The sequence below is a fragment of the Bacillus sp. FSL R5-0603 genome, from assembly GCF_038050295.1.
Lineage (GTDB): Bacteria > Bacillota > Bacilli > Bacillales > Bacillaceae > Bacillus > Bacillus subtilis.
On record NZ_JBBOYP010000002.1, the window covers coordinates 23,545 to 35,324 of the forward strand.

Sequence of the window (11,780 nt, forward strand, 5' to 3'; positions counted from 1 at the left end):
CTCCTTCTTTTTACAGATAATTAAGCTTCAAAAATTTCGATTTCTTTGCTGTCTTCAGTAAGTTTTACGATCGCTTTTCTGCGACGGCTAGTCATACCAGTGTAGCGTCCAACACGTTTTGATTTGCCTTTGTAGTTCATGATGTTGACTTTGTCAACTTTCACTCCAAAGATGCTTTCAACCGCGTCTTTCACTTCTGTTTTGTTAGCTCTTACATCAACTTCAAAAGTATATTTTTTTTCAGTCATTAAATCAGCAGAACGTTCAGTAATGACGGGGCGCTTTAGAACATCACGAGGATCTTTCATTATGCAAGCACCTCCTCTACTTTTTCAACCGCTGCTTTTGTAATCAGAAGCTTCTCGTGGTTGACAACGTCTAAAACGTTGATTCCGTTAGCTTCAACAACAGTAACTCCAGGAATGTTACGAGCAGATAATGCTACTGCTTCGTTTGCATCCGCAGTTACGATCAAAGCTTTTTTCTCAACAGATAATCCTTTAAGGATAGCTGCCATTTCTTTTGTTTTAGCCGTATCAAGAGTAAGATCTTCAAGAACGATGATGTTGTTGTCGATCACTTTAGAAGACAATACTGATTTGATTGCCAAGCGGCGAACTTTTTTAGGTAATTTATAAGAATAGCTGCGTGGTGTTGGGCCGAATACGACACCACCTCCGCGCCATTGCGGTGAACGGATTGAACCTTGACGGGCACGTCCAGTACCTTTTTGACGCCATGGTTTACGACCTCCGCCGCGTACTTCAGAACGATTTTTTACTTTGTGAGTTCCTTGACGTAAGGAAGCTCTTTGCATAAGAATAGCGTCGAATACAACACTCTCATTTGGTTCGATACCAAATACAGAAGCGTTTAATTCGATGTCACCAGCAGTAGAACCGTTTTGGTTGTATAATGCTACTTTTGGCATAATCAATTTCCTCCTTTCCTAAGAGAATTATTTAGATTTAACAGCACTTTTAACAGTGATTAAAGATTTCTTCGCACCAGGTACGTTACCTTTGATCAAAAGAAGATTGCGTTCTGCATCAACTTTTACGATTTCAAGGTTTTGAACAGTGATTTGCTCTCCGCCCATACGTCCAGGTAATAATTTACCTTTGAATACACGGTTAGGATCTACAGGTCCCATTGAACCAGGACGACGGTGGTAGCGTGAACCGTGAGACATAGGACCGCGAGATTGTCCGTGGCGCTTGATCGCACCTTGGAAACCTTTACCTTTAGATACTCCTGTTACATCTACGATTTCTCCAGCAGAGAAAATTTCAACCTTGACTTCCTGACCAACTTCATACGCATCCATTTCCACTCCGCGTAATTCTTTAACGAAGCGCTTAGGAGCAGTTTCCGCTTTTGCAACGTGCCCTTTTTCAGGTTTGTTAGAAAGCTTTTCACGCTTGTCGTCAAAACCAAGCTGGATTGCTTCGTAACCGTCGTTTTCAGCTGTTTTCTTTTGAAGAACAACGTTTGGAGCAGCCTCGATAACAGTTACCGGAATAAGATCACCATTCTCAGCGAATACTTGCGTCATACCAATTTTTCTTCCTAAGATTCCTTTGGTCATTCGTCACACCTCCTATTAAGATCATTCTATATTTTAGAATTAAAGTTTAATTTCGATATCGACACCAGATGGTAAGTCTAATCGCATAAGAGCATCAACAGTTTGTGGTGTTGGGTTCACAATGTCGATTAAACGTTTATGTGTACGCATTTCAAATTGCTCACGAGAATCTTTGTATTTGTGCACCGCACGAAGGATTGTGTAAACTGATTTTTCAGTTGGCAACGGAATCGGACCAGATACGCTGGCACCAGAACGTTTTGCCGTTTCAACAATCTTCTCTGCAGATTGATCAAGGATTCTATGATCATATGCTTTCAAACGAATACGAATTTTTTGTTTTGCCATTATTTTCCCTCCTTTTCGCCTACATCACGTTAGACAGTTCTCCGTGAGAAAAACCTGAACACCTTGCCATGGCAAAGCGGCCGGGTGTGTCAGCAACCTCTCACTTCATCGCAGTCAAAGACCAACATACACCATTATACAGAAAATAGGCGCATGTTGCAAGACTTATTTAAAATATGCATGGTTTGCACACTTTTTTTATTATACAGGGGTTTTTCTTAATTATCAAGGATCTATCATAAATGGCGTCGTGCATGTCGGCTTAATGTGTTCGCGAATAATGACGGCTCCTCAATATGCGGGGTGTGGGCTGAGTTCTCAAATTGAAACCAGCACTTTTCGGGTGCCTCAAGTTCTTGATAATACTGTTTCGATATTTCAGCAGGAACAATTAAGTCATGTTTCCCTGAAATGAAAACACACGGTACTTTAATAGAAGGAACTGATGTAAAAGCATTAAACCGGTACAACTCATCAGTTAAATGTTTTTTACTGAAGCGCAATCCATTGAGGAAGCTGTGCATGTTCCGCACTCCATACTCATTGCCAGTAAGCATTTGAAATAATACAGCTAGAGATTGACGATGACGGCGAGTGAATCCTCCCCTGCTTAGCTCGACACAAAACCGATAGATAAGGTGCTGGATATCCTGCTTCCAAGGCGGAGCACCAATGAAACGTGTGAGGAAAGATAATATGCTTGCTTTTTTTGATTCAGAAATATCACGAATATGTTGATAAGCAGTTGATTCTTCATCGTGAGGGTTAACAACCTGGCTGATTCCATAATACGCGTAAAATAAATCAGGACACTGCTGCAGCACATGAAGCGCCAGTATTGACCCCCAAGAGTGACCGGCTAAGTAAAGTTTTGATTTTGAAAAATGAGCTAAAAGCCATTGAGTGACTTGGATTGTATCTTTAATGAAGTGATTTATTGTCATAGAGTGATGCGAAATTCGCTTAGAATAAGAAAGCCCCGATCCTCTCTGATCCCAATGAACTACTGTAAAATACTGTTCCAGCTCTTTTTGATAATGTCTAACATATCCGATTTGCGGCGTTCCCGGCCCGCCATGTAAAAAAAGCAGCAATGGATTTTTCACGTCAACTCCATTAATCATCAGCATTTGCTTTGTATTTCCAATGCTTAGTTCTTTCATGATTGCGATTGATTTCTTTTCAGGAATCATAAATATTAACCCCTCGAATATGATAGATCCTATTATACAAGAAAAAGATAAGCAAACAAAAAACGAGACCCGCAGGGGTCTCGTTTAAAATCATACTATTACTCAGTGATTGTAGAAACAACGCCTGAACCAACAGTACGTCCGCCTTCACGAATAGAGAAACGAGTTCCTTCTTCGATAGCGATTGTAGAAATAAGTTCAACGTTCATTTCAGTGTTATCTCCAGGCATAACCATTTCTACGCCTTCTGGAAGATGGATGATACCAGTTACGTCAGTTGTACGGAAGTAGAACTGAGGACGGTAGTTAGAGAAGAATGGAGTATGACGTCCACCCTCTTCTTTAGAAAGAACGTAAACTTCAGCTTTGAATTTGCTGTGTGGAGTGATTGTACCTGGTTTAGCAAGTACTTGACCACGTTGGATTTCTTCACGAGATACACCGCGAAGAAGGGCACCAATGTTGTCACCAGCTTCAGCGTAATCAAGAAGCTTACGGAACATTTCAACACCTGTAACAGTTGTTTTCTTGTTCTCTTCTTGAAGACCGATGATTTCAACTTCGTCACCGACTTTAACTTGTCCGCGTTCTACACGGCCAGTAGCAACTGTACCACGACCAGTGATTGAGAATACGTCCTCAACTGGCATCATGAATGGTTTTTCAGTGTCGCGTTCTGGAGTTGGGATGTACTCATCAACCGCATCCATAAGTTCGAAGATTTTAGCTTCCCACTCAGCGTCTCCTTCAAGAGCTTTAAGAGCAGAACCTTTAACAACTGGTACATCATCACCAGGGAAGTCGTATTCGCTAAGAAGATCGCGAACTTCCATTTCAACTAGTTCAAGAAGCTCTTCGTCGTCTACCATGTCGCATTTGTTTAAGAATACAACGATGTATGGTACACCAACGTTTTTAGAAAGAAGGATGTGCTCACGAGTTTGTGGCATTGGGCCATCAGCAGCAGATACTACAAGGATAGCTCCGTCCATTTGCGCAGCACCAGTGATCATGTTTTTAACATAGTCAGCGTGTCCTGGGCAGTCAACGTGTGCATAGTGACGAGTTTCAGTTTCGTACTCAACGTGTGCAGTAGAGATTGTGATACCGCGCTCGCGTTCTTCTGGAGCACCATCAATTTGATCGTACGCCATAGCTGTACCTTTACCAGATTTCTTATGAAGTACTGTTGTGATAGCAGCAGTTAAAGTTGTTTTACCATGGTCAACGTGTCCAATTGTACCAATATTGGCATGTGATTTGGAACGGTCGAATTTTTCTTTAGCCATTCTAAAATCCTCCTTAAGAGCTTTTAATTAGTAATGTATAGAGTGATAGGAAGTGAAAGAAAGCTTTCACTTCCTCATCTTACAATAGTAGTTATACTTGAGTTAAGCGGCAAAATCAATTATTCGCCTTTATTTTTTTTGATAATTTCTTCTGCGACGCTCTTCGGCACTTCTTCGTAGTGATCCATGTGCATAGTGAACGTACCGCGACCTTGCGTATTAGAACGAAGTGCAGTAGCGTAACCGAACATTTCAGCAAGAGGAACCATAGCGCGAACAACTTGAGCGTTACCGCGTGCTTCCATACCTTCTACGCGTCCGCGACGTGAAGTGATATCACCCATGATATCTCCCATGTATTCTTCTGGAATAACCACTTCCACTTTCATGATTGGTTCAAGAAGAACTGGGTTACATTTGCTGACTGCATTTTTCAATGCCATAGAAGCAGCAACTTTAAATGCCATTTCGTTTGAGTCAACATCATGGTAAGAACCGTCGAAAAGTTTAGCTTTAATGTCGATAAGCGGGAAGCCTGCTAGTACACCATTTTCAAGTGCATCTTCCAGACCTGCTTGAACAGCTGGGATGTATTCACGAGGAACAACCCCACCGACAATCGCATTTTCAAATTCAAAGCCAGCGCCTTCTTCGTTTGGTTCGAATTCGATCCAAACGTGTCCGAACTGACCGCGTCCACCAGACTGACGTACGAATTTACCTTCAACTTTTGCACCTGTACGGAATGTTTCACGGTACGCAACTTGAGGAGCACCAACATTGGCTTCTACTTTAAATTCGCGTTTCATACGGTCAACAATGATATCAAGGTGAAGTTCACCCATACCAGAGATGATCGTTTGGCCAGTTTCTGGGTTTGTTTGAGTACGGAATGTAGGATCTTCTTCAGCAAGTTTCGCTAAAGCGATACCCATTTTATCTTGGTCAGCTTTTGATTTAGGCTCAATAGCAACGTCGATAACTGGTTCTGGGAATTCCATTGACTCAAGAATAACAAGATCCTTCTCATCACATAGAGTATCTCCAGTAGTTGTATCTTTTAGACCTACAGCAGCTGCGATATCCCCTGCGTATACAGTAGAGATTTCTTCACGGCTGTTAGCGTGCATTTGAAGAATACGTCCAACACGCTCACGTTTGCCTTTAGTAGAGTTTTTCACGTATGAACCAGAATCAAGTGTTCCAGAGTACACACGGAAGAACGTCAACTTACCAACGTAAGGGTCAGTCATAACTTTAAATGCTAATGCAGAGAATGGCTCTTCGTCAGAAGAATGACGCTCAATCTCTTCATTTGTATCAGGACGTGTACCTTTGATTGCAGCAACGTCAGTTGGTGCAGGAAGGTAGTCAAGAACAGCATCAAGTACTAGTTGAACACCTTTGTTTTTGAAGGCAGAACCAACAAGAACAGGGTAGAATTCAACATTTAATGTACCTTTACGAATTCCTGCTTTTAACTCGTCAATTGTGATTTCTTCACCCTCAAGGTACTTATCCATAAGCTCTTCATCAAGCTCACATACAGCTTCAATAAGGCTGTTGCGAAGCTCTTCAGCTTGCTCTTTGTACTCTTCAGGGATTTCTTTTGCATCAGAACGAGTTCCGAGGTCATCTTCGTAGAAATACGCAACGTTTTCTACAAGGTCAATGATACCTTCGAAGTTATCTTCAGCACCGATCGGCAATTGAATTGCATGAGCGTTTGCTTGAAGACGGTCTCTTAAAGTTCCTACAGAGTAAAGGAAGTCTGCACCGATTTTGTCCATTTTGTTAACAAAAACGATACGCGGTACTCCATAAGTTGTTGCCTGACGCCAAACAGTTTCTGTTTGAGGCTCAACGCCTGATTGCGCGTCAAGTACAGCAACAGCACCATCAAGTACACGAAGAGAACGTTCAACTTCAACTGTGAAGTCTACGTGTCCTGGAGTATCGATGATGTTTACGCGGTATCCTTTCCACTGTGCAGTTGTCGCAGCGGAAGTGATTGTGATACCACGTTCTTGTTCCTGCTCCATCCAGTCCATTTGTGAAGCTCCTTCATGAGTTTCACCAATTTTGTGGATACGACCAGTATAGAACAAGATACGTTCTGTAGTTGTCGTTTTACCGGCATCGATGTGAGCCATGATACCGATATTACGAGTTTTTTCTAAGGAGAACTCTCTTGCCATTGGGTAATTTCTCCTTCCTTATTAGGAAATTGTGTTTTGTTAATCTATAAATCCTACCAGCGATAGTGAGCAAATGCTTTGTTTGCTTCAGCCATCTTATGAGTGTCTTCACGTTTCTTAACAGCAGCACCAGTGTTGTTAGCTGCGTCAAGGATTTCGTTAGCTAAACGCTCTTCCATCGTTTTTTCTCCGCGAAGACGAGCGTAGTTAACTAACCAGCGAAGTCCAAGAGTCGTACGACGTTCAGGACGAACTTCTACAGGAACTTGGTAGTTCGCACCACCTACACGGCGTGCTTTTACTTCAAGTACAGGCATGATGTTTTTCAATGCTTGTTCGAAAACCTCCATTGCATCATTGCCAGTACGTTCTTTAATGATATCGAATGACTTGTATAGGATTGTTTGAGACTTACCTTTTTTACCATCGATCATCATTTTGTTGATTAGACGAGATACAAGCTTAGAGTTGTAAATCGGATCAGGTAAAACATCTCTTTTTGCTACAGGACCTTTACGTGGCATCTGAATATCCTCCCTTCATCAATTATGCGTATTTTCGTATATTATTTTGCTTTAGGTTTTTTCGTACCGTATTTAGAACGGCCTTGTGCACGGTTTTCAACTCCAGCAGTATCAAGCGCACCACGAACGATGTGGTAACGTACCCCTGGTAAGTCTTTTACACGTCCGCCGCGGATAAGTACAACACTGTGCTCTTGTAGGTTGTGGCCGATACCAGGAATGTAAGCAGTAACCTCGATTCCGTTAGTCAAACGAACACGAGCATATTTACGAAGTGCTGAGTTCGGTTTTTTCGGTGTCATTGTACCAACACGAGTACATACCCCGCGTTTTTGTGGAGAAGATACGTTAGTGTGCTCTTTTTTAAAGCTGTTGTATCCTTTGTTAAGTGCAGGAGACTTTGAGTTTTCTACTTTACTCACGCGTCCTTTGCGAATTAGCTGATTAATTGTAGGCATGAATTTTTCCTCCCTTCATTACGTTTTATAACCCACATACCCAGGTGGTTCATCAAAAGGCAAAAAACAATGTCTTTACACAAGATGGAATCTTACGCAAAAACAAAAGTACGTTATAAAATAATGGCAACAGCGGCTGCTCCTACCTCAATTCCGCAGGCTTTGCCGAGCTTTTTCATGGATTCAACCATTGAGACAGAGATACCTTGATCTTCAGCAAGTGAAACAACACTTGACGTGAGTATCGGATCTGCGTCTTTTGCAACGACTACTTCCTTTACTGAACCTCGCTTTAGAGCTTTCACTGTTTGCTTCGTACCAATAATAATTGATTTGGCCTGTGATACTTTATCATAAGACATAAACATATCCTCCAAAGTAACAGGTTTATTTCGAGCACCTTGGTTATATTATCATTCTAGGAGACGAATGTCAACAAGGTATGACATTTTTTAGATTCGTTCTTCTCATAGAGTGACTTTTTCATAAATATATCTGCTGAAAGACTGTTTTTGCAGTCTTTCAGCAGAATTAAATCAGTTATTCAACCGGGACCATATCGTCAGTCGGCTGAACATTTGATACTGGTTTTACTTTACGGTATTTCATCATTCCTGTACCAGCTGGAACAAGTTTACCGATGATAACATTCTCTTTCAAGCCGAGAAGCTCGTCACGCTTACCTTTGATCGCTGCATCTGTAAGGACACGTGTTGTTTCCTGGAAGGAAGCAGCAGATAAGAATGAATCAGTTTCAAGAGATGCTTTTGTAATACCGAGTAAGACAGGACGGCCTGTAGCAGGTCGATTGCCTTCAAGCAATACCTTTTTGTTCGCTTCAGTAAATTGGTGAATATCAAGCAATGTACCTGGAAGCACATCAGTGTCACCGGCATCAATTACGCGTACTTTGCGAAGCATCTGGCGAACCATTACTTCTACGTGTTTATCACCGATTTCAACACCCTGCATACGGTAAACCTTTTGAACCTCATGGAGAAGATACTCTTGAACAGTTGTCAGGTCAGTCACTTTAAGAAGTTCTTTCGGATCGATTGAACCTTCTGTCAGTACTTGGCCTCGAGTAATTTTATCTCCTTCCGCTACTTTCAGGCGGGAGTTGTAAGGTGCCGTATAAGAACGTGTTTCCACTGCGCCTTGAACCACAATTTCCTGTTGCTTGTCACGAACTTCATTGATCTCAACGACTGTACCGTCGATTTCTGTAATTGTTGCCTGACCTTTCGGATTACGCGCTTCGAAAAGCTCTTGGATACGCGGAAGACCCTGTGTGATATCGTCTCCGGCAACCCCGCCTGTATGGAATGTACGCATTGTTAACTGTGTACCAGGCTCACCGATTGATTGGGCAGCAATGATTCCGACAGCTTCACCGACTTCAACATCGGAGCCAGTTGCAAGATTTCGGCCATAGCATCGTTTACATACACCATGAGGCGTATTACATGTGAAGGCAGAACGGATCCACACTTCTTCAATGCCGGCTTCGACAATCTCCAGTGCTTTATCTTCATCGATCAGTTCGTTTTCATTCACAAGCACTTCACCTGTTTCAGGGTGCTTCACTTGTTTTCTTGCAAAACGTCCGATTAAGCGTTCTTCTAAGCGCTCAATTGTTTCGGTTCCTTCTTTAAGAGGCTTAGCAAGAATGCCTCGGTCAGTTCCGCAATCAGTTTCACGAATGATAACATCCTGCGCAACGTCAACGAGACGGCGTGTAAGGTAACCTGAGTCAGCAGTTTTAAGAGCGGTATCGGCAAGACCTTTACGCGCACCGTGTGTGGAGATAAAGTACTCCAATACTGTCAGACCTTCACGGAAACTAGATTTGATCGGCAACTCAATGATACGTCCAGCCGGGTTGGCCATCAGGCCGCGCATTCCGGCAAGCTGTGTAAAGTTAGATGCGTTACCACGGGCACCAGAGTCACTCATCATGTAGATCGGGTTGAGTTCATCAAGTGATTTCATCAGTTTGCCTTGGATAACGTCTTTTGCAGCACTCCAGATAGAGATGACTCTCTCATAGCGTTCTTCTTCAGTGATAAGACCGCGGCGGAACTGCTTCATAACGTTGTCAACTTTGCTTTGCGCTTCTTCAAGAATTTCTTGTTTATCATCGAGTACGACGATGTCAGAAACCCCAACTGTAATACCAGCTTTTGTTGAATATTTGAAACCTAGGTTTTTCATGCGGTCAAGCATTTTAGACGTTTCCGTAATATGGAATCGTTTAAAGATTTCCGCGATGATTTTACCCAGAATGCCTTTTTTAAACGGCGCATTGATTGGCTGCTGTGCGATAACAGCTTTAACGTCAGCACCTTTTTCTAAGAAGAAACGGTCAGGTGTTTTCTCTTCAATGTTGCTCTTCGTTGGTTCATTCATGTAAGGGAATGATTCCGGAAGAATTTCATTGAAGACAAGCTTACCGACAGTTGTAATTAACAATTTTGAGCGCTGTTCTTCGGTAAATGTCACATTCTTAAGTGAGTTAGCTGCAACAGCTACTCTCGTATGAAGGTGAACATATCCGTTTTGATAAGCAAGAAGCGCTTCGTCTGTATTCTTGAAGACCATACCTTCACCGACAGCACCGGCACGCTCAAGTGTCAGGTAATAGTTACCTAGTACCATATCCTGAGACGGTGTTACAACCGGTTTACCATCTTTAGGGTTCAAGATGTTTTGAGCAGCAAGCATCAAGATACGTGCTTCAGCTTGTGCTTCAGCAGATAATGGTACGTGAACCGCCATTTGGTCACCGTCAAAGTCAGCGTTGTAAGCTGTACATACGAGCGGGTGAAGACGGATTGCGCGTCCTTCAACAAGCGTTGGTTCAAACGCCTGGATACCTAATCTGTGAAGTGTAGGGGCACGGTTCAGCAGTACCGGATGCTCCTTAATAACTGATTCTAGTACATCCCAAACTTCAGGCTGTACGCGCTCAATTTTGCGTTTCGCACTCTTAATGTTGTGAGCAAGACCTTTTTCAACAAGTTCTTTCATAACGAAAGGTTTGAAAAGTTCAAGCGCCATTTCCTTCGGTAATCCGCATTGGTACATTTTCAAATGAGGACCAACAACGATTACAGAACGTCCGGAGTAATCGACACGTTTACCAAGAAGGTTTTGACGGAAACGGCCTTGCTTCCCTTTCAGCATGTGAGAAAGAGATTTTAACGGTCTGTTACCAGGGCCTGTTACAGGGCGTCCGCGGCGGCCGTTGTCAATTAAGGCATCGACAGCCTCTTGAAGCATACGCTTTTCGTTTTGAACGATGATGCTAGGCGCACCAAGGTCCAAAAGGCGTTTCAAACGATTGTTACGGTTGATGACACGACGATAAAGGTCATTCAAATCAGAAGTCGCAAAACGTCCGCCATCTAGCTGAACCATCGGTCTAAGCTCCGGAGGAATAACAGGAAGCACATCAAGGATCATCCAAGAAGGCTTGTTTCCTGAGTTACGAAAGGCTTCTAAAACTTCAAGACGTTTGATCGCACGAGTACGTCGTTGTCCTTGTGAAGTTTTCAGCTCTTCTTTTAACATATCAACTTCTTTGACAAGATCGATATCTTGAAGAAGTTTATGAATTGCTTCAGCACCCATAGATGCTTGGAATTTATTACCGTATTTATCAAGATAAGCACGGTATTCTTTCTCAGACAGAAGCTGTTTCTTTTCAAGCGGTGTATTCGCCGGATCAGTTACAACGTAAGAAGCAAAGTAAATGACTTCTTCTAAAGCACGAGGTGACATATCCAGCACAAGACCCATACGGCTTGGAATACCTTTGAAATACCAAATGTGGGAAACTGGGGCAGCCAGTTCAATGTGCCCCATTCTCTCACGACGGACTTTAGCCCGTGTTACTTCGACTCCGCAGCGGTCACAAACTACGCCTTTATAACGAACTCGCTTGTACTTCCCGCAATGACATTCCCAGTCCTTAGTAGGTCCGAAAATGCGTTCGCAGAATAGTCCGTCCTTTTCAGGTTTTAACGTACGATAGTTTATCGTTTCAGGCTTTTTCACTTCACCAAAAGACCATGAACGGATTTTATCTGGTGAAGCAAGACCGATGTTCATATACTCAAAATTGTTCACATCTAGCAAGGGGCCTACCTCCCTTTTTATCTTCGGATTAACCGATGTCAC

At 42.6% G+C, this 11,780-nt stretch carries 11 protein-coding genes; all 11 read right to left on the minus strand.

Translation table 11 applies throughout. The features are described from left to right. Window positions 1-20: 20 nt before the first annotated feature. The 11 genes from rplW to rpoC all read right to left on the minus strand — a co-directional run bounded on the left by rplW (window position 21) and on the right by rpoC (window position 11,738). The gene (gene rplW / locus NYE56_RS21090) at window positions 21-308 is read right to left on the minus strand and encodes a 50S ribosomal protein L23 (RefSeq protein ID WP_217002132.1); all 288 of its coding nucleotides are present in this window, start codon (window positions 306-308) and stop codon (window positions 21-23) included. After that, on the minus strand, window positions 308-931 hold the full coding sequence (gene rplD / locus NYE56_RS21095) for a 50S ribosomal protein L4 (RefSeq protein WP_004399658.1): 624 nt from the start codon (window positions 929-931) through the stop codon (window positions 308-310). Before rplD ends, rplW begins: the two co-directional genes overlap by 1 nt. Before the next feature lie 27 nt (window positions 932-958). Then, a complete protein-coding gene (gene rplC / locus NYE56_RS21100) occupies window positions 959-1,588 on the minus strand; it encodes a 50S ribosomal protein L3 (RefSeq protein ID WP_004399671.1) in 630 nt (209 codons plus the stop codon). Between the two features lie 39 nt (window positions 1,589-1,627). Further along, window positions 1,628-1,936: a 30S ribosomal protein S10 gene (gene rpsJ / locus NYE56_RS21105; RefSeq protein WP_003156464.1), complete on the minus strand. Its 309-nt coding sequence runs from the start codon at window positions 1,934-1,936 to the stop codon at window positions 1,628-1,630. A gap of 236 nt (window positions 1,937-2,172) precedes the next feature. Beyond that, window positions 2,173-3,129 (minus strand): alpha/beta fold hydrolase, encoded by a 957-nt coding sequence (locus NYE56_RS21110; protein WP_341284412.1) that lies wholly within the window; start codon window positions 3,127-3,129, stop codon window positions 2,173-2,175. Window positions 3,130-3,227: 98 nt separating this feature from the next. Beyond that, complete coding sequence (tuf, locus tag NYE56_RS21115) at window positions 3,228-4,418, minus strand: elongation factor Tu (RefSeq protein ID WP_003235058.1); 1,191 nt, start codon at window positions 4,416-4,418, stop codon at window positions 3,228-3,230. 119 nt (window positions 4,419-4,537) lie between these two features. Continuing rightward, entirely contained in the window at window positions 4,538-6,616 is a 2,079-nt protein-coding gene (fusA, locus tag NYE56_RS21120; RefSeq protein ID WP_003235056.1) for an elongation factor G, read from the minus strand. A 53-nt stretch (window positions 6,617-6,669) separates the two neighbouring features. Continuing rightward, complete coding sequence (rpsG, locus tag NYE56_RS21125; RefSeq protein ID WP_003225784.1) at window positions 6,670-7,140, minus strand: 30S ribosomal protein S7; 471 nt, start codon at window positions 7,138-7,140, stop codon at window positions 6,670-6,672. 41 nt (window positions 7,141-7,181) lie between these two features. Further along, complete coding sequence (gene rpsL, locus NYE56_RS21130; protein WP_003225781.1) at window positions 7,182-7,598, minus strand: 30S ribosomal protein S12; 417 nt, start codon at window positions 7,596-7,598, stop codon at window positions 7,182-7,184. Between the two features lie 113 nt (window positions 7,599-7,711). Further along, complete coding sequence (locus tag NYE56_RS21135; RefSeq protein WP_003225778.1) at window positions 7,712-7,960, minus strand: 50S ribosomal protein L7ae-like protein; 249 nt, start codon at window positions 7,958-7,960, stop codon at window positions 7,712-7,714. 178 nt (window positions 7,961-8,138) lie between these two features. After that, entirely contained in the window at window positions 8,139-11,738 is a 3,600-nt protein-coding gene (gene rpoC / locus NYE56_RS21140) for a DNA-directed RNA polymerase subunit beta' (RefSeq protein WP_004399688.1), read from the minus strand. Between the last annotated feature and the right edge of the window lie 42 nt (window positions 11,739-11,780).

Excerpts from the sequence above, each read along its gene's own strand:
- NYE56_RS21135 (WP_003225778.1), bottom strand. The coding sequence starts at position 7,960 with ATGTCTTATGATAAAGTATCACAGGCCAAATCAATTATTATTGGTACG.
- rplC (WP_004399671.1), bottom strand. The coding sequence starts at position 1,588 with ATGACCAAAGGAATCTTAGGAAGAAAAATTGGTATGACGCAAGTATTC.
- fusA (WP_003235056.1), bottom strand. The coding sequence starts at position 6,616 with ATGGCAAGAGAGTTCTCCTTAGAAAAAACTCGTAATATCGGTATCATG.
- NYE56_RS21110 (WP_341284412.1), bottom strand. The coding sequence starts at position 3,129 with ATGATTCCTGAAAAGAAATCAATCGCAATCATGAAAGAACTAAGCATT.
- rplW (WP_217002132.1), bottom strand. The coding sequence starts at position 308 with ATGAAAGATCCTCGTGATGTTCTAAAGCGCCCCGTCATTACTGAACGT.
- rplD (WP_004399658.1), bottom strand. The coding sequence starts at position 931 with ATGCCAAAAGTAGCATTATACAACCAAAACGGTTCTACTGCTGGTGAC.
- tuf (WP_003235058.1), bottom strand. The coding sequence starts at position 4,418 with ATGGCTAAAGAAAAATTCGACCGTTCCAAATCACATGCCAATATTGGT.
- rpsG (WP_003225784.1), bottom strand. The coding sequence starts at position 7,140 with ATGCCACGTAAAGGTCCTGTAGCAAAAAGAGATGTTTTACCTGATCCG.
- rpsL (WP_003225781.1), bottom strand. The coding sequence starts at position 7,598 with ATGCCTACAATTAATCAGCTAATTCGCAAAGGACGCGTGAGTAAAGTA.
- rpsJ (WP_003156464.1), bottom strand. The coding sequence starts at position 1,936 with ATGGCAAAACAAAAAATTCGTATTCGTTTGAAAGCATATGATCATAGA.